This window comes from Mesorhizobium sp. P160219, from assembly GCF_057786095.1.
In genome coordinates, this window is the sequence record NZ_JBYNWG010000001.1 from 5934975 (window position 1) to 5951926 (window position 16952).

The 16952-nt window shown below is 62.2% G+C and carries 23 protein-coding genes; 15 read left to right on the forward strand and 8 right to left on the reverse strand.

All coding sequences use genetic code 11. The annotated features are described in order from the left end of the window. The first annotated feature begins 137 nt into the window (after positions 1-137). The 3 genes from AC3EMP_RS28695 to AC3EMP_RS28705 all read left to right on the forward strand — a co-directional run bounded on the left by AC3EMP_RS28695 (position 138) and on the right by AC3EMP_RS28705 (position 2624). Complete coding sequence (locus tag AC3EMP_RS28695) at positions 138-473, forward strand: hypothetical protein (RefSeq protein WP_023728225.1); 336 nt, start codon at positions 138-140, stop codon at positions 471-473. Between the two features lie 305 nt (positions 474-778). Further along, on the forward strand, positions 779-2305 hold the full coding sequence (locus tag AC3EMP_RS28700; protein WP_352712026.1) for an ABC-F family ATP-binding cassette domain-containing protein: 1527 nt from the start codon (positions 779-781) through the stop codon (positions 2303-2305). Positions 2306-2450: 145 nt separating this feature from the next. After that, positions 2451-2624 (forward strand): hypothetical protein, encoded by a 174-nt coding sequence (locus AC3EMP_RS28705; RefSeq protein WP_023672009.1) that lies wholly within the window; start codon positions 2451-2453, stop codon positions 2622-2624. 49 nt (positions 2625-2673) lie between these two features. Here the strand turns inward: AC3EMP_RS28705 and AC3EMP_RS28710 are convergent, their stop codons facing one another. Continuing rightward, entirely contained in the window at positions 2674-3288 is a 615-nt protein-coding gene (locus AC3EMP_RS28710; protein WP_023672010.1) for a glutathione S-transferase family protein, read from the reverse strand. A 200-nt stretch (positions 3289-3488) separates the two neighbouring features. On the opposite strand from AC3EMP_RS28710, the gene AC3EMP_RS28715 reads away from it, so the two are divergent. Both AC3EMP_RS28715 and AC3EMP_RS28720 read left to right on the forward strand, forming a co-directional pair. After that, positions 3489-3917 (forward strand): VOC family protein, encoded by a 429-nt coding sequence (locus AC3EMP_RS28715; protein ID WP_023691563.1) that lies wholly within the window; start codon positions 3489-3491, stop codon positions 3915-3917. 71 nt (positions 3918-3988) lie between these two features. After that, positions 3989-4342, forward strand: a complete 354-nt coding sequence (locus AC3EMP_RS28720) for a DUF1428 domain-containing protein (protein WP_023711158.1) — start codon at positions 3989-3991, stop codon at positions 4340-4342. Between the two features lie 7 nt (positions 4343-4349). Here AC3EMP_RS28720 and AC3EMP_RS28725 read toward each other — a convergent pair whose 3' ends face one another. Then, positions 4350-5984, reverse strand: a complete 1635-nt coding sequence (locus tag AC3EMP_RS28725; RefSeq protein WP_352712024.1) for a tetratricopeptide repeat-containing sulfotransferase family protein — start codon at positions 5982-5984, stop codon at positions 4350-4352. Between the two features lie 203 nt (positions 5985-6187). Next, complete coding sequence (locus AC3EMP_RS28730) at positions 6188-6361, reverse strand: hypothetical protein (protein ID WP_245260589.1); 174 nt, start codon at positions 6359-6361, stop codon at positions 6188-6190. Positions 6362-6693: 332 nt separating this feature from the next. Between AC3EMP_RS28730 and AC3EMP_RS28735 the strand changes: the two genes are divergently transcribed. The 3 genes from AC3EMP_RS28735 to AC3EMP_RS28745 are packed head-to-tail and all read left to right on the forward strand — an operon-like array spanning position 6694 to position 7401. Continuing rightward, entirely contained in the window at positions 6694-6963 is a 270-nt protein-coding gene (locus tag AC3EMP_RS28735) for a hypothetical protein (RefSeq protein WP_023701590.1), read from the forward strand. Then, positions 6960-7226, forward strand: coding sequence for a hypothetical protein (locus tag AC3EMP_RS28740; protein ID WP_023683726.1), 267 nt, complete (start codon positions 6960-6962; stop codon positions 7224-7226). Before AC3EMP_RS28735 ends, AC3EMP_RS28740 begins: the two co-directional genes overlap by 4 nt. Before the next feature lie 37 nt (positions 7227-7263). Continuing rightward, positions 7264-7401, forward strand: a complete 138-nt coding sequence (locus tag AC3EMP_RS28745; protein WP_023683725.1) for a hypothetical protein — start codon at positions 7264-7266, stop codon at positions 7399-7401. A 363-nt stretch (positions 7402-7764) separates the two neighbouring features. Here the strand turns inward: AC3EMP_RS28745 and AC3EMP_RS28750 are convergent, their stop codons facing one another. Then, complete coding sequence (locus AC3EMP_RS28750) at positions 7765-8178, reverse strand: Kazal-type serine protease inhibitor domain-containing protein (RefSeq protein ID WP_023672018.1); 414 nt, start codon at positions 8176-8178, stop codon at positions 7765-7767. Between the two features lie 484 nt (positions 8179-8662). Here AC3EMP_RS28750 and AC3EMP_RS28755 point away from each other — a divergent pair, with 484 nt between their 5' ends. From AC3EMP_RS28755 to AC3EMP_RS28765, 3 genes are all read left to right on the forward strand, one after another. After that, positions 8663-8875 (forward strand): cold-shock protein, encoded by a 213-nt coding sequence (locus AC3EMP_RS28755; RefSeq protein WP_006202520.1) that lies wholly within the window; start codon positions 8663-8665, stop codon positions 8873-8875. A 352-nt stretch (positions 8876-9227) separates the two neighbouring features. Then, positions 9228-9440, forward strand: coding sequence for a cold-shock protein (locus AC3EMP_RS28760; protein WP_023672019.1), 213 nt, complete (start codon positions 9228-9230; stop codon positions 9438-9440). A 192-nt stretch (positions 9441-9632) separates the two neighbouring features. Continuing rightward, positions 9633-10058, forward strand: coding sequence for a BA14K family protein (locus AC3EMP_RS28765; protein WP_023672020.1), 426 nt, complete (start codon positions 9633-9635; stop codon positions 10056-10058). A gap of 65 nt (positions 10059-10123) precedes the next feature. On the opposite strand, the gene AC3EMP_RS28770 is transcribed toward AC3EMP_RS28765, so the two are convergent. The 3 genes from AC3EMP_RS28770 to AC3EMP_RS28780 form a co-directional block, all read right to left on the reverse strand. Beyond that, positions 10124-10762 carry an MBL fold metallo-hydrolase gene (locus tag AC3EMP_RS28770; protein ID WP_023695789.1) on the reverse strand — a complete coding sequence of 213 codons (639 nt, stop codon included), beginning with the start codon at positions 10760-10762 and terminating at the stop codon, positions 10124-10126. 230 nt (positions 10763-10992) lie between these two features. Beyond that, positions 10993-11307 (reverse strand): hypothetical protein, encoded by a 315-nt coding sequence (locus tag AC3EMP_RS28775; RefSeq protein WP_023672022.1) that lies wholly within the window; start codon positions 11305-11307, stop codon positions 10993-10995. A gap of 145 nt (positions 11308-11452) precedes the next feature. Further along, positions 11453-12346, reverse strand: coding sequence for a branched-chain amino acid aminotransferase (locus tag AC3EMP_RS28780; protein ID WP_488473729.1), 894 nt, complete (start codon positions 12344-12346; stop codon positions 11453-11455). 244 nt (positions 12347-12590) lie between these two features. Here AC3EMP_RS28780 and AC3EMP_RS28785 point away from each other — a divergent pair, with 244 nt between their 5' ends. The 4 genes from AC3EMP_RS28785 to AC3EMP_RS28800 all read left to right on the forward strand — a co-directional run bounded on the left by AC3EMP_RS28785 (position 12591) and on the right by AC3EMP_RS28800 (position 16579). After that, positions 12591-13124: a MarR family winged helix-turn-helix transcriptional regulator gene (locus tag AC3EMP_RS28785; RefSeq protein ID WP_023683723.1), complete on the forward strand. Its 534-nt coding sequence runs from the start codon at positions 12591-12593 to the stop codon at positions 13122-13124. Then, on the forward strand, positions 13111-13830 hold the full coding sequence (locus AC3EMP_RS28790; RefSeq protein ID WP_023672025.1) for a response regulator: 720 nt from the start codon (positions 13111-13113) through the stop codon (positions 13828-13830). Before AC3EMP_RS28785 ends, AC3EMP_RS28790 begins: the two co-directional genes overlap by 14 nt. 88 nt (positions 13831-13918) lie before the next feature. Next, positions 13919-15334, forward strand: coding sequence for an ATP-binding protein (locus AC3EMP_RS28795; protein ID WP_352712021.1), 1416 nt, complete (start codon positions 13919-13921; stop codon positions 15332-15334). Positions 15335-15556: 222 nt separating this feature from the next. After that, a complete protein-coding gene (locus tag AC3EMP_RS28800; RefSeq protein WP_023691567.1) occupies positions 15557-16579 on the forward strand; it encodes a glycosyltransferase family 4 protein in 1023 nt (340 codons plus the stop codon). A gap of 10 nt (positions 16580-16589) precedes the next feature. On the opposite strand, the gene AC3EMP_RS28805 is transcribed toward AC3EMP_RS28800, so the two are convergent. Continuing rightward, complete coding sequence (locus AC3EMP_RS28805; protein ID WP_023672028.1) at positions 16590-16949, reverse strand: tRNA-binding protein; 360 nt, start codon at positions 16947-16949, stop codon at positions 16590-16592. Positions 16950-16952: the final 3 nt, after the last annotated feature.

A 16952-nucleotide genomic window follows, 5' to 3' on the forward strand; every position in this document is an offset into this window, starting at 1 on the left:
AGTGAGACGTTGGTGTTTTCTGGAACACCCCTCGTCCGACCGAGCTTCGCTCGGCCACCTTCTCCCACAAGGGGAGAAGGTAAGAACCGACCCGCTGCACCGTTGCGAATTTTCGACGCCGGCCACTAGAATGCGTGATGATCGTCACGCGCAGACTTCAGGAAGACGAGTTCAAGGCTTGCTTCGCCGAGCCCATGACGAACGTCACCGCCAAGGCAGAGGCTGCCGTGGACATATGGCCGTATGTCGAGGCGCTGGATCTCGATGAGATCGGCCTGCCCTATTTGAACGACGTCCACTATGTCTACCGGGATGCCCAAAACCGGTTCGATCAAGTTCTGATTGGCACCGGCAGGTTCAACGCCCTGCTTGTGATCGTTGTTGATCTTCACAGGAGCGCAGTGTTCGGACATTTCCTGCTGGATCCAAACAGGGAATACGGAGTGAGCGGAGGCCATCTGAGGCCCGTGTGACAGTAGCGGCCGATTGCCAACCGACCCGCCCACTTGCCTCCACCCCCGCCTTTGGTGTAATCGCTCCACACACTCAAAGTTTTGTCTTGAAAGGAGGGCTGCGTGTCTATCGATCACCATCGTCAGCGTGGCCCGATTTCTGCCCTGCGAGTTCGCTTGCAGGGCTGACCAGGGACATCACGGGTTTTTTCCCGTTTCGATTTTTTGGTCTGCCCTTCGTGGTGCGCAAAGCTGAGCCTGACGGCCGGCAAGCACACCGTCAAAGTGCATCCGGAGTTGTCTCCGGCAAGACCAGAGAAATCGCAATGGCCCTGATCAGCCTCAAATCCCTCGGCGTCACCATGAGTGCGCCGCTGTTTTCCAATCTCGACCTCACCATCGGCGCCGGCGACCGGCTCGGCATCGTCGCCGCCAATGGCCGCGGCAAGTCGACCTTGCTTAAATGCCTGACCGGCGCGCTGGAGCCGACCTCGGGCGACATTTCTCGCACGCGCGGCCTGCGTGTCGGCCATGTCGAGCAGTCGGTTCCGCCAGCCCTTCTCAGCCGCAGCTTCCATCAGGTGGTGGCCGATGCCTTGCCGGCCGAGCAGGCCGACAGCGAGATGTGGCGCGTCGACGTGGTGCTGGATTCGCTCGACGTGCCCGAGCCGATGCGCGAACGGCCGATGCAGGCGCTGAGCGGCGGATGGCAGCGGCTGGCGCTGATCGCCCGCGTCTGGGTCACCGATCCGGATGTGCTTTTGCTCGACGAGCCGACCAATCATCTCGACCTCGCTAAGATCAGCCAGCTGGAAAGCTGGCTGAACGCCCTGCCGCGCGAAGTGCCGGTGGTCATCGCCAGTCACGACCGCGCCTTTCTCGACGCCGTCACCAACCGCACGCTGTTCTTGCGCCCGGAGGACTCGCCGGTGTTTGCACTGCCCTATTCCAGGGCGCGGCAGGCCCTGGACGAATTGGACGCCTCGACGGCGCGCCGGTTCGAGCGCGACATGAAGGTGGCGCAGCAACTGCGCAAGCAGGCCGCCAAGCTCAACAACATCGGCATCAATTCCGGCAGCGACCTTTTGACGGTGAAGACCAAGCAACTCAGGGAACGGGCGGAGAAGCTGGAAGACGCCGCGGTATCGGCGCATCGCGAGAAATCGGCCGGCGCGATCCGGCTGGCCAACCGCGGCACCCATGCCAAGGTGCTGATTACGCTGGATGACGCCGCAGTGGAAACGCCGGACGGCACGCTGCTGTTCAAGACCGGCAAGCGCCACATCTGCCAGGGCGACCGCATCGTGCTGCTCGGCCGCAACGGCGTCGGCAAGTCGCGTTTCGTCGATCTGATCCGCAACGCCATCGCCGAGCCGGACACGGTGCCGAACGTCAAGGTGACGCCGTCGACGGTGCTTGGCTACAGCGACCAGGCGCTGGCCGGCATCAGTGGCGACGACACGCCGCTGGCCCTGGTCTCGCACCGCTACGATGTCGGCGAGCAACGCGCCCGCTCGCTGCTTGCCGGCGCCGGCGTTGTCATTGAGATGCAGGAGAAGAAGATCGGCGTGCTGTCCGGCGGCCAGAAGGCGCGGCTGATGATGCTGGCGCTGAGACTCGCCAACCCCAACTTCTACCTGCTCGACGAGCCGACCAACCATCTCGACATCGACGGCCAGGAAGCGCTGGAGGAGGAACTGCTCAAGCACCAGGCGAGCTGTGTGCTCGCCTCGCACGACCGTTCCTTCATCCGCGCCATCGGCAACCGCTTCTGGCTGATCGACAAGCGGAAGCTGACCGAAGTCGAAGACCCCGAGGATTTCTTCCGCTCAGTGGCTGAAACGGCGGGCTGAGGAACTACCACCATGGGCCGCACTGTGTTGCGGCCCATGGTTTCATCTCCCAGAATATTTTCAGCGCTCTGTCGGATCGCCTGAACCTGCTGCGTCCTTGGGATGCCGACACGATGATGCCGGCTTCATCTGAGGAGAACGCATCATGTCCATCCTGTCATCCATAGGCCGCGTCGCCGCCCGTTACGCACAGAACCGCGCCCGCTATCGCAGCGAGCGCGAGCTTCTGGCCCTGCCGATCGAACTGCGCAAGGATATCGGCTGGCCGGAAATCCTCATCGACGCGCAAAACGGCCCGCGGATCTGCAGGGCGCCCTGACCATGCGGTCGGGAAAGATCGATGCAGGCCGCCGCGGGGCGACCGTTGCTCAGTCATGCGTATCGCCCGACAGCGGCGTCGCCTGCATCGATCGACGCTTTTCGAACGCCTCGAACCAGCGCGTCAGCCGCGCCCGCGCGCGAAAGGACGGCAGCTGGCGGAACGCCATCCAGGACAGCGTGGTGGCAAGCGCTATATGGCCGACATGGAGCGGTGTCTCGTCGTCCAGCGCGCTTTCGATCCAGTCATAGCTGGCCTCGATTTTTTCCCGGTAGCCTTCGGCAAGCGCTGCATAGCGCAACTGTTCGGGCCGCCTTTCCGTCTCCCAGCGCAGGCCTATGCCCGTCTGCGCCAGGCCTTGGGCGACCGCCTGCAACCGCAACGCCTGCCAGCGCGCTTCGCCGTCCTGCGGCAGCAATTTGCGGCCGTCATGCAGCGTATCGAGATAGGCGCAGATGACATCGGAATCGAAGAGCGGCGGCGCATCCGGCCGCAGCAGCACCGGCACCTTGCCGAGCGGGTTTTCGGCGTAGACACTGGCATTGCGCAAGGTCGGGCTGGTCTCGTGATGAATGACCTCGAGCCGGTCGGCAAGCCCGACCTCATGGGCGAAGACGAGCGCTTTGCGCGCAAAGGGCGAATGGGTCTGGTAATAGAGGATCATTGTCGTCTCAGCGGGGTTAAAGGAGCAGTCCCCTTTCTAGCCTGCTGACAGCGAGCATTGCGCTCTGATTGGGCGCCGCCGACGCAAGTTCGTTTCGCCAGAAAATCGCATCAGACATGTAGGATCGCGGCCGGCTCGTTCGTCCTAGGGTTCGCAAGGCCAAACCAAATGCCCAGACCAAACCCAAAGAGGAACAAGACATGACCGACCAGACCCCCATTCAGCCGGCCGCGAAAGTTCTCGGTGGATTGACCCCCTATCTGCAGCTGGACGGCGCCTTCAAGGCCGCCGAATTCTACAAGAAGGCTTTCGGCGCCGAACAGGTGTTCTTCTATCCGCCCGATGAGCAGGGCCGCACGATGCACATCCATCTCCACATCAACGGCTCGACGCTGATGATTTCCGATTTCTACCCCGAAAACGGCATGCCTGCCGTCAAGCCGCAGGGCTATACCATGCAGCTCCATCTCGGCGCCGACGAGATCGATGGCTGGTGGAAGCGCGCGGTCGGTGCCGGCTGCGAAGTCGCAGTGCCGCTGCAGCTGATGTTCTGGGGCGACCAGTGGGGCAACATGCGCGACCCCTTCGGGGTCGAATGGGCGATGAACGCGCCGGCGAAGAAAGACTGACCACCGCTGACAAAGCTCCTCACCGGCTGACGCCGGTAAGGAGCTTTGTGAGATACTCCAAGGAGAACCTCATGTCCTATGTCGATGGTTTCGTGCTCGCCGTGCCGAAGGCAAATATCGATGACTACAAGAAGCTGGCCAACCTCGCAGGCCCGATATGGAAGGAACACGGAGCGCTCGCCTACCTCGAATGTACCGCCGACGACGTGCCCTATGGCGAGTTGACCTCGTTTCCGCGTGCCGTTCAGGCAAAAGACGACGAGATCGTCGTCTTCGCCTGGGCCGTCTATTCGTCCAGGCAAAGCCGCGACGCGGTAATGGCCAAGGTTATGGCCGATCCGCGTTTGACGCCCGATTCGGGGCCCATGCCCTTCGATATGAAGCGCATGATCTTCGGCGGCTTCCAGCCCTTCATCGAGCTTTAGCCGCTGCTCAGGCCAGCTTGTCCAGCAGCGGCTTCAACCTGTCGCCATAGCGCTTCCAGAGATCGACCGAGCCCTGATACATCGGCTGGCGCACCTGCGCGGCCGAGGCCGTGCGCACCGGGCGGTCGGTCTCGTGGAACGACAGCGCCTTGTCGTCCCAGGACAGGCCGAGATGCCCGATCAGCGCCCGCGTCTGTCCCTCCTGGTCGGCCACGAAATCCTCGTAACGCACGTCATGGACGACGCCCGGCAGAACATCGTGCCAATGCGCCATGATGTCGGTGTAGATGTTGTGGAAATCGGCGAGCTCGCCCAGATCATAGCCGTAGCGGTGGTTGTCGCCGCGGAAATGCACCTTGTAGATCGAAAGGCAGGTCGCCGCCGCATCGCGCGCGCAATGGATGATCTTGGCTTTCGGCAGCATCATATGGATGAAGCCGATGAGCAGGAAGTTGCCGGGCATCTTGTCGGTGACATGCCTGAAGTTGGGATAGCGCTCATGCAGCATGTCGAGATAGGCTTGGCCCGCCTCCGCAAACTCCGCGTCGGATACATCGACCAGTCCCCAGGGGAAACCTCCCGGCATGGTCAGCGGAAATTGCTTGCCGACGGCGGTTTTCAACATGCTGAGCTCGCCCGCGCCATAGACTTGTGGATGGCTGGCGATGATCTGTTCGACCAGCGTGGTGCCGGAGCGCGGCATGCCGACGACGAAAATCGGCGTGTCGTCGGAGATTGCACTTGGCTTGTGCTTTTCGAAAAAGCCGGCGTTGAACACCGTCTTCATCGCCTCGAATTCGGCCCGCGTCCTGACCGGATCATAATCGATGCCCTTGCGGCGGATCGCATTGCCTTCAGCGAAATAGTCGAAGGCCCTGTTATAGTCCTTCAAATCGTCATTGGCCTTGCCGAGACCGAAGGACAGCTGCATGCGCGCCAGGCTGTCGGCCGGCGCCTTGGCATGCTGGGCCTCCATGCCGGCGAGTTCGGCGTCGCGCTCCTTCTGGCGCTTGACCTGCGTCAGCATCAGCCAGGCCTTTGCCATGCCTGGCGTGATCGCCAACGCCTGCCGAAACAGGTCCGCCGCTTCATCGAGCTTGCCTTTTTCCATCAGCCCGACGCCGAGCCCGTGCAACAGGTCGGCATCCCTGGGCCGGATCGTCAGCGCCTCGCGAAAGGTCGCCAGCGCCTCGTCCAGACGACCGGCTTCCTGCAACGTTTCGGCAAGCCCGATGCGGGCGCGGACATGGAAGGGATTGCGCCCGATTGTGCCGCGATAGATGTCCTCCGCAGCCTCGAACTGGCCGAGCTGTTTCAACGCCGAACCCAGATTATCGCGTGCCGCGAGCTGGTCGGGCTTGAGATCGACCGCGCCGCGGAAGAAATCGGCGGCCGCTGCAATGCGGCCTAGATCGCGCATCACCGTGCCGAGATTGTTGAGGAAATCGGGATTCTTCGGCTGCAGACGCACAGACTGCTCGATCAGCTCCAGCCCTTCGGGGCTGCGCCCGGTCTGGTGCAGCAACAGGCCCAGGAAATGCGCCGCTGCCGGGTGATTGGCCTTGCGCGCCAGCACCTGCCGGTACAGCGTCTCGGCCTCCTGCCGGCGCCCGGCCTGATGCAGCTGCAGCGCCTGCTGCACATATTGGTCGAGGCCCAGCGGCGCCTGTCCGCCAGCTCCAGCACCCGCCGCTCTTCTCTGATCTCTGTTGATGGGAAACCTGCCGTGTTTGTCCGCTTGCCGGACCTAAGGCATGGAAGAGACAGATTCAAGGGTGCCGCCGGATATCCTCTTCGGTCCGGACAAGGTGTTGCTGCGGTTGAACCCAAAGCAGCGCAGCCCGGTCAAATCAACCGGTTGCTTTCGGCGAGCCGGCGCTCCCGCCGCTGCGTGCCGTCGGTGTCGGCAATCTTGCGCCGTGCCGCTTCGTCGCTTCTTATCGTCAGGCGCACTGACATTGCCTTGGGGAAGAGGACGATTGGCTCGATTGTTGCGGTCGGACGATCCGGCGTTTTCATGAATCTCATATATTTTTGCCTTTCGTAAAAAATAATCTTAGGGGCACCGGAATAATTATTCCGATGCGCTCTAAATAAGAAATTGGCTGATATTGTTCCACGATAGCAGATTTATTAGGGGTTTATACGAGAAATTTTTTATACCGGTCGAGCCGTGGCGGAAATCAGCTTGAATAGCCAACAATTTCGGATTATTGATCTGAGATCGTTTTTTGGGTCAAGCTTGGCATATAGCGGCGTCGGAGATACTCGACCCGCCAAACTCATTCCAATCGCCGATGGTTGAGTTCCCGGTTGATGCCGGAAAGCATCGACGAACCAGAGCCAAGCCAATGCCGGATCGCACCACCCGTTCCATCGCCCATTTCGCGGCACCCTTCGTGCTTAGCGGGCTGGAAGGGCAACTGCCGGCCGGCGACTATGACATCGATCACGACGAAGAGCTGATCGAGGGCATGTCGCGGCTTGCCTGGCGTCGCGTCGCCACCTTCATCCATTTGCCGGCAAGGGCGGTGAAGAACCCGGCCACCAGCCAGCTTGTCGCCATCGACTACCTCGAACTCGAAACAGCGCTGAGGCGCGACCAGGAGAACGCAGCATGATCCGCTTCCAGCAGAATGCGCGTCCGCGCACCGACACGCCCTCGCACCTCTTCGCCGTCGGCCAGACCGTGCGCATGAAGAGCCGCAGCGGGCTCGCCCAGAAGACCGCCGAGCTGTTTCAGATCAAGAGCAGATTGCCGGTCAAGGATGGCTCGCCGCAATATCGCATCCGCAGCGAGCAGGAGACCTATGAGCGGGTCACCACGGAAGACAACCTCGAAGTGGCGGACGCCCCGGCTGTCCCCGACAGCCCGGCCGTCTGACACCGCACCCACCCAGCACGTACGAAGGAGCAGACAGATGGCCAAGGGTCAGCAGCGCAGCAATCGCGAAACTCGCAAGCCCAAGAAAGACAAGGTGGTGGCCAAGGCCGCCTCCCCGTTCGGTTCCTCGGTCAAGCAAGCCGAGAGCAGCCTGAAGCCGAAGTCGAAGGGCTGACAAGGCAGGGACGCGCCTGGCGTACCTGCCAGCAATGGACTGACGATCTCGCGCAAAACTCTGCAACGGAGGCTTGCTTGACGTTCTTCGTCGAGCCGCTCGCGCGACGTCGACGAAGCCACGCTCGACAAGGTATCCTTCTTCCCTTGGAGGTGAGAAGCGGTCCGCGCAGCAGACGAAAAGCCAATTGTTGGCTTTTCGAGTTTCGAACGCCCTGAGCCTGCGAAGGACCAAGGGTGGTCCGGTCCACCCGCCCGGTCCCCGCTGCTTCGCAGGGTCCCGGCATTCGCCGCCTTTTTTATCGTGTCAGTGGGACGGTGAATTCGCCTCCGGCGGACTTACCCGACAGGGGAGAAGGAAAAATCAGCAGGGGCCGTCCTCGACGACGCGGTAGTCGGCGGCACGGGCCTCGCAGGCGTTGGGAAAGGTGCGCAGCTCGCCATGGCGGCGGGCGCAGACCGGGGCGTATTCGCGCGTGCAGAATGTCGGCTCTTCGCCACCACCGCCACCACCGCCGCCGTCGCGGCAAGGGCCGTCGCGAACGATGCGGTAGCCTTCCCGTTCGGCAAGGCAGGCATTGGCGAAGGTCTGGCGGTCACCGCCGCGCCGCGCGCAGACCGGCTCGTATTGCCTGGTGCAGAATTCCGGTTCCGGCCGTGGCGGGCGCGGACGTGGTCCCGGCCCGTCATCGACGACGACGGTGCAGGCCGCAAGAAGACCCGACAGGAAGAGAATAGTAAAACCCTGGCGCGAGAAGATCGTCGCAAGAAATCTCATGAATATGCCTCCCTCGAGACCCCCGTCCCCGGCGCAAAACGCGCCTGTCGATCCTCGCCATTGCCTTGCCAAATGCAACCCCCGTTTGCGGCGCGGGAGCCATGCGATGCCCGGCCCGCGCATTGGTTTGGCCCTGGACCAGACCGCTGGACCATGCGTGGCCGGGCTCTGGCTGATGAACTCTTAAGAACCCAGGTTTATCGAAGCGCCTTCGTTGGGATGCGTCGATGGACGCGGCCCGCGGCGCTATCTTGCAACTATCACGTTTCCGTGCGATAAATTTTGTGTTCGGGCATTTGCGACCCGGAGAGCGGAACGTTTTGGACGACCTTTCCCCGATACTGTGAATCTCTGACGGCCCCGTTTTCGGCGGGGGGTTTTACCATGCGCAAATGCAGGACTGCCGAAGCAACCACCGGGACTTGCCCACGATGCCAGGCGGCGGGCAAACCATAAGACTGACACGGGTGAAGGAGTTTCCCCAATGGCCCAGACCGGCACCGTTAAATTCTTCAACGCGACCAAAGGCTTCGGCTTCATCACGCCCGACGGCGGCGCCAAGGATGTGTTCGTCCACATTTCCGCGATCGAGGCCTCGGGCCTGCGTACCCTCGTCGACGGCCAGAAGGTCACCTTCGACGTTGAACCCGACCGCATGGGCAAGGGTCCGAAGGCGGTCAACCTCCGCGCGGCCTGAACCGGCGGTGCCCGCGCGCCCGTCAGGGCGCTCGAAAAAGCACCTCAAGCGTGTTTGAACCGGCTTTGTCAGCCGTCCAGAGTTTCGAAGGCGCGACGTTTCTGGTCGCGCCTTTTTCATGTCCGCCGTCGCCGCAGGCAAAGGACGCTCTACCGGTCCATGGCGTGGCTGATCGCCGGAGCAATCGTCTGGCGCGAATTGCCTTCGGTGCAACAATCTATTTGACCAGCCTTCAGCGTTGCCGCCCTGGCCAAAACTTTCTCTTGCCGATAGCGCTAAAATAAAGGACAAATTTCCCTTCGGGCATTTGCCGGCCCGAAACTGGACTTTATGGGATCAAAGGGAGCTTCCCATGCCGCAGACCGGCACCGTCAAATTCTTCAATCATGCCAAAGGCTTCGGCTTCATTACACCCGACGACGGGCAGAAGGATGTCTTCGTTCATATTTCGGCCGTGCAGGCTTCGGGTCTTTCCGGTCTGGAGGATGGACAGAAAGTGACATTCGACACCGAGCCGGACAAGCGCGGCAAGGGTCCGAAGGCCGTCAACCTGTCGGTCGGCTAAGCCGGCTCAAGACAGTCCGGACGGAGATTGACGAGGCGGAGCGCCTTGCGTACGCGCTTGGTTTTGCCGCAAGAACTGGATCGTATCAGCCAATTCCGTTCAGCCCCCGTTCAGCCACGGTCTTCTATTAATCGTCCCCTAGGCTGGACCGCATCCCCGAAAACTATCCGGGCCGGCACGAAGGAGACCAAAATGAATCGCATTTTCAAGACCGCCATCCTGGGCGCCGCTCTCGCCGCGACCACCCTCGCCACCTTGCCTGCCGCCAATGCCAAGGACTGGAACCGCTGGCATCATGGCCATGGTCGTCATCATAATGGCGACGCGCTTGCGGCCGGTGTCGTCGGCCTTGCGGCCGGCGCTCTGATCGCCGGTGCGCTGAGCAACCCGCAGCCGCGCTACAGCAGCTATGATGACGATTACGACTACCGCGAAGTGCGGCCGGCGCCGGTGCGCCGTTACTATGCCGAACCGCGGGTCGTCTATGCCGACCGCTATGCCGAGCCGTGGACCCGCGACTGGTACGAATACTGCTCGGACCGCTACCGGAGCTTCAATGCCCGCAGCGGCACGTTCACCGGCAATGACGGTGAGCAGCATTTCTGCGTCGCGAATTGAGCTTCCCTGTCCCACAAAAAGCGCTGACCGCAAGGCCAGCGCTTTTTTTTGGCAGAAAGACATCGCTAAGTCAGGAAGGGATTGGTCCGCCTCTCCTCGCCAAAGCGGCCACCCGGGCCGTGGCCGCAGATGAAGCCGATCTCGTCACCGAGCGGCAAAAGCTTGTTCTTAATCGAGGCGATCAGCGCCGCATGGTCGCCGCCCGGCAGGTCGGTGCGCCCGACCGAGCCGCGAAACAGCACGTCGCCGACATGAGCGAACTTCGCCGCGCGATTGTAGTATACGACATGGCCGGGCGCATGGCCGGGGCAGTGCAGCACCTCGAACATATGTGAGCCGAACGAAACCGTCTCGCCCTCTGCGAGAAACCGGTCGGGCACGCAGTTGCGCGCCCCGGCAATGCCGTAGCGCTGGCCCTGGTTCTCGAGATTGTCGAGCAATAGCTTGTCGGCTTCGTGCGGGCCGATGATCTCGATGCCGAGTGCTTCCTTCAGCTCCATGGCGCCGCCGGCGTGATCGATGTGGCCATGGGTGATCCAGATCGCAGCGGCGGTGATCGCATTGTCCTTCAGCACCGCCAGCACCTTGTCGATGTCGCCGCCCGGATCGACGACGACGCCATGCTTGTCATCCATGTCGAACAGGATGGTGCAGTTCTGCTGGAAAGGCGTGACCGGCACGATGCCGGCATTGAGCTGACCCATGATTGTCCTTTCGCTGTTCCAGCGTGATGTAGAGGCGCGGGCGAAGGCCGTCCACTGCTGAAAGGCAAACAGTCCGTCCCAAAACAGAAATGGGCGGCCCAACGGCCGCCCATTTGACGAAGCCTGAGTCTCGAGCAATTCCAGGAAAAGTGTAAAGCGGTTTTCCGTCCGGAATTGGGTAAAACAACAAACTAGATCATTCGCCGTGAAACGGTGAATGATCTAGAGGCTTACTTCTTCATCGCGCCCATGACCGCACCGATGATGCCGGTCAGGATGGCGCCGCCGCCGGCGCCGCCGAGCAGGTTTTTGAGGTTCAGCGTATCGCCCAATCCGCCCGCTGCCGTTGCAGCCGCTGCCGGGTCGGCCGTGCCGCCGAGCAGGCTGCCGAGGATCGCCGCCCCGCCAACGCCGCCAACCGCGCCGCCGAGGATTTTGGTCAACTGGCCCATCGCCGCATTCTTCAGCGCAACGCCGACCGCCTGACCACCGACAACACCTGCAATTACCTGTACAACGAGCGCAATGAGCGTATTCGTATCCATGTACCTAGTCCCTCCATAGCTGCCAGCCTCCCGGGCCGACACCATCATGAGACGCTGAATTGTACGAAAGTCAAATGCACAGATGCTGAAATAAAGGGGCCGGCCTCAAAACCGCCCCTGCTTGCGAAAAAAGCTGTGACTTTCGTTATTCTGCGGCTATCGCATGCTTAGGTTGCACCGCAGCAGAATAGTCGTTCATCAAAGTCTTGGCGATCTCGCCGACCTCGAATCGGTACGGACCGATCTCGGAGACCGGCGTCACTTCCGCTGCCGTTCCGGTGAGGAAGCACTGTTCGAAGCCTTCGAGTTCCTCAGGCATGATGGCGCGCTCGACGACTTCAAGGCCGCGGTCCTTGGCGAGGCCGATGACGGTGCGGCGGGTGATGCCGTCGAGGAAGCAATCGGGCTTCGGCGTGTGGATCTTGCCATCCTTGACGAAGAAGATGTTGGCGCCCGTTGCTTCGGCGACCTGGCCGCGCCAGTCGAGCATCATGGCATCGGCATAGCCCTTGGCCTCGGCGGCATGCTTGGACATGGTGCAGATCATGTAGAGGCCGGCGGCTTTCGACTTCGACGGCGCGGTGCGCGGATCGGGCCGGCGCCATTCCGCCAGATCGAGACGGATGCCCTTGAGCTTCTGCGCCGGGTCGAAATAGCTCGGCCATTGCCAGATGGCGATGGCGCAGTTGATGCGGCTGTTCTGCGCCGACACCCCCATCTGTTCGCTGCCGCGCCAGGCGATCGGCCTGACATAGGCGTCCTGGAAACCCTGCTTCTTCAGAAGCGTGGTCGAGGCGTCATTGAGCTCGGCCACGGAATAGGGAATATTGAAGCCGAGCAGGCGCGCCAATTCATGCAGACGCTCGGTGTGCTCGTTGAGCTTGAAGATGGCGCCGCCATAGGCGCGCTCGCCCTCGAAGACGGCGCTGGCATAGTGCAGGCCGTGGGTCAGCACGTGGATCTTGGCATCGGCCCATTTGACGAACTCGCCGTTGATCCAGATGAAGCCGTCCAGTTGGTCGAAGGGAACGGATGCCATGGAAACCTCCCGCGGGCGGCGACCCGCACATCATTAGTGTTGTTCTTGTTGCGCGACAGCCGCGTCGGGCGGCCCTTGAAGCGTAAGCGGAGAATCGAACTCTGGCAAACTCAGGAAGTTCCGGAAAAACCGCACTCCCTTGCCTTTTCGTTCGCATTCAGCCGAAAAGCTTGTCAAAAATTACCATTGCGGGGAAATTACGTCAATAGTACTGACATAATTTCCCTCTATGGACGGAGAAATGATGACGGATCGAAGCCCAGCTGCCGGAAAACCGATCAAGACGCCGATCACCGACGAGGACGGCATCGACTTCGCCATCATCGAACTGTTCTTCTTTGCGTATCGCGATTTCACTTCCGATCCGGACCAGATCCTGGCCGATTACGGCTTTGGCCGCGCCCATCACCGGGTGCTGCATTTCGTCAACCGCCGGCCGGGACTGACGGTCGCTGAACTGCTCGACGTGCTCAAGATCACCAAGCAGAGCCTGGCGCGGGTGCTCAAGCAGTTGATCGACACCGACCATATCGTGCAATTGCAGGGTCCGCGCGACCGCCGCCAGCGGGAGCTCTATCCGACAGCCAAGGGGCGCGCCCTGGCGCTGGCCCTGGCGCGGCCACAGTCACGCCGCATCCGTGCTGCATTGGAAGATTCCGGAGCCAGCGAGCGTCCCTTGATCGAACGATTCCTGGAAGCCATGGTCAATCCGGAACTAAGGGCGCAGATCGACATTGTGCCTGCAAACATGTCAGGGAAAAGCCATGGAGACCATTGAGAGGGTGGACCAGCCGACGGCGCCGGACGATGACGCGCCGCATCTGCTTGTGGTCGACGACGACACCCGCATTCGCAATTTGCTCAAGCAGTATCTGACCGAAAATGGTTTTCGCGTCACAGTCGCCGGAAATGCCGGCGAGGCCAGGCGAAAGCTTGCAGGACTCGACTTCGACCTCCTTGTCCTCGACGTCATGATGCCCGGAGAGACCGGCGTCGACCTCACCAAGGCGCTGCGGGCGGAGAAGAACGTACCGATCCTGATGCTCACCGCGCTATCGGAAACCGACAGCCGCATCACTGGGCTCGAGGCCGGCGCCGACGACTATCTGCCCAAGCCCTTCGACCCGCGCGAACTGATCCTGCGCATCAATAACATTCTGCGCCGCGGCGGCCCGGCGACGACGCCCAAGGTCGAGCAGCTGGTCTTCGGCCCCTACACCTTCCAGATCGCCAGGCGCGAGCTGAAGCGGGGCGGCGAGGCGCTGAAGCTGACCGACCGCGAGCAGGAGATCTTGGCGATCTTTGCCGCGCGGGCCGGCGAAACGATCCCGCGTCACGAGCTTGTCGGCGACGATTCGGAAGTCGGCGAGCGCACCATCGACGTCCAGATCAACCGCCTGCGCCGCAAGATCGAGCGCGATCCGTCCAATCCGGTCTGGCTGCAGACGGTGCGCGGTATTGGGTATCGGCTCAGCGTGGAATAGAATGCCGCTGACGGCCGCCCTTGGCCATAGATGTGTGGCCATCGACCAGCGGCATCGACCAGCGGCCATTGACCCAGCGAAAGGACAAATGGCGACCACGCAACTGGAACGGTCGGAACAGGGCGGCTTTGGCGCGCGCGTATCACGCGCGCTGAAAGCAATGCCGCGTGCCTGGAAGCGGTTCTGGCGGCTGGTTGCGTTCTATATGCCCAAGCGGCTTTATGCCCGCTCGCTGATCATCGTCATCGCGCCGATGATCCTTCTGCAGTCGGTCGTCGCCTTCGACTTCATGGAACGCCACTGGGCAACCGTGACGCAGCGCCTGTCGCAGGCCACCGTGCGCGACATCGCCGCGATCATCGACATGATCGAGACCTATCCGCATGATGGCGACTACGCCAACATCATCCGCATCGCCCAGGACCGCATGCAGTTGAAGGTCGACCTCTTGCCGCCCGACCCGTTGCCGGCGCCTGGACCCAAGCCCTTCTTCTCGATCCTTGACGACGTCCTTTCCACCGAGATCACCCGCCAGATCAACCGCCCGTTCTGGATCGACACGGTCGGCAATTCCAACATCGTCGAGGTCCGCATCCAGCTCGAGGGCAAGGTGCTGCGCGTCTTCGTGCGCCGCAGCCAGGCCTATGCCTCCAACACCCACATCTTCCTGATCTGGATGGTCGGGACGTCGCTGGTGCTGCTGACGATCGCCATCCCCTTCCTTCGCAACCAGATCCGGCCGATCCTGTCTCTGGCCGAGGCCGCCGAAAGCTTCGGCAAGGGCCGGCCGATGCCGCGCGATTTCCGCCCACGCGGCGCCGAGGAGGTTCGACGGGCCGGCTTTGCCTTCATCCAGATGCGCGAGCGCATCGAACGCCAGCTGGAACAGCGCACCGCCATGCTGACCGGCGTCAGCCACGATCTCAGAACCATCCTCACCCGCTTCAAGCTGCAGCTGGCGCTGGCTGGCGGCAAGCCCGAGACCAAGGCCGCGCTCAACCAGGACATCGACGACATGCAGTCGATGCTGGAAGGCTATATCGCCTTTGCCCGCGGCGAAGCGTCGGAAGATGCCGGCCATTTCGATCTCGAGGCCTATTTCCAAAAGCTCGGCGAGGAGGCGTCGCTGCACAAGCGCAAGCTATCGACCGTGCTTGCCGGTGATCCGGACGTGCATGTGCGCCCGCACGCTTTCGCCCGGCTGTTGTCCAATGTCGCCGGCAATGCCTTGCGCTATGCCAAGACGGTGGAGATCAGCGCCGATCACGGCCGCGGCTCACTCGTCGTCACCATCGACGATGACGGTCCGGGCATCCCGCCGGAAAAGCGCGAGGACGTGTTCAAACCGTTCGTGCGGCTCGACGAGGCGCGCAACCTCGACGCCAGCGGCACCGGCCTTGGTCTCTCTATCGCCCGCGATATTGCCCGCAGCCATGGCGGCGACATCATGCTGGAAGACAGCCCGCTCGGCGGCCTGCGGGCGGTGATCAAGGTGCCCGCCTGACCAAAGCATGATCTGGGAGGCGGGCTCGGCCAAAAACCACCTTCATCCGCGCGTCATGAAACCATGGTCAAGAGCGCGCATGAAGCGCGCGACCTCAGTTGATTCGGCTCAGCCGCCTTACTTCGACCTGGTGCCTGCCCGGGTGCGGTGGAGCGAAGCGAGGGCAGCCGGGCCGTACCGCTATCGCATCAAGGCAACCGTCGACCCGAGCAAAGGACCGCCATGCGCATCCTGATGGTCACCGACGCCTGGCGGCCGCAAGTCAACGGCGTCGTCCACACGCTGGAGCGGCTCACCGAAACGCTGAAAACCTTCGACGTTGCGGTCGACTTCCTGACCCCGAACATCTTTCGCACCTTGCCCTTGCCGACCTACCCCGACATCAGGCTGGCGATGACCACGCCCGGTCATGTCGCGCGGCTGATCGAGGCTCGCAAGGCCGACCATATCCATATCGTCACCGAAGGCCCGCTCGGCATCATGGCGCGGCGCTATTGCCGCAATGCTGGCCGTCCCTTTACCACCAGCTATCACACCCGCTTTCCCGAATATCTCAGCGCCCGCCTGCCGGTGCCGGAGAGCTGGGCCTATCGCTGGCTGCGTGATTTCCACAATTCGGGACAAGGCACGCTGGTCGCCACCCAGTCGCTGGCGGAGGACCTTGCGTCGCGAGGCTTCACCAAGCTCAGGCCGTGGACGCGGGGCGTCGACACCGATCACTTCCGCCCGGACAAGAAGAAGGACCTCGGCTTTCCCGGCCCGGTATTCCTGTGCGTCGGCCGCGTCGCCATCGAGAAGAACCTGAGCGCCTTCCTCGATCTCGACCTGCCCGGCAGCAAGGTGATCGTCGGCGAAGGACCGGAACTGGCCAGGCTCAGGGCGAAATACCCGCAGGCGCATTTCCTCGGCCATCGCCCGAACGATGAGCTGGCCGAGATCTACGCCTCGGCTGATGTTTTCGTTTTCCCCAGCCGCACCGACACGTTCGGCAACGTGATCATCGAGGCGCTGGCCAGCGGCACGCCGGTGGCCGCCTATCCGGTCACCGGACCGATCGACATTGTCGGCGACGGCATCGGCGGCGCGGTGTCGACCGATCTGCGCGAGGCCTCGCTCGCCGCGCTCAATGTCGACCGCGCCGAGGCGCGCGAACGCGCCATGCGCTACAGTTGGAAAGCCTGCGCCGAAATGTTCATGGACACGGTCGAAGAGGCGCTGAGCACAAGGCGCAAGCTGGCCGCCTGACGCAATCTTCCTAAAACAACCTGCCGCCGTCCGGCACCTTGCGCTCGATGGCGCCAAGGACCACGGCGCCTTCCTCATCAGGGAAGCCGAGCGTGAGCACTTCCGACATGAACGGACCGATCTGGCGCGGCGGGAAATTCACCACCGCAAACACCTGCCGTCCCACCAGCGTTTCCGGCGCATAGTATTTCGTGATCTGTGCCGAGGATTTCTTCACGCCGATCTCAGGGCCGAAATCGATCTTCAGCTTGAACGCGGGTTTGCGCGCCTCGGGGAAAGGCTCGGCCTCGACGATCGTGCCGGCACGGATGTCGACACGATCAAAATCGGCAAAGCTGATCTCGGGCTTGCGCGCGCTGCTCGAACTCATGGA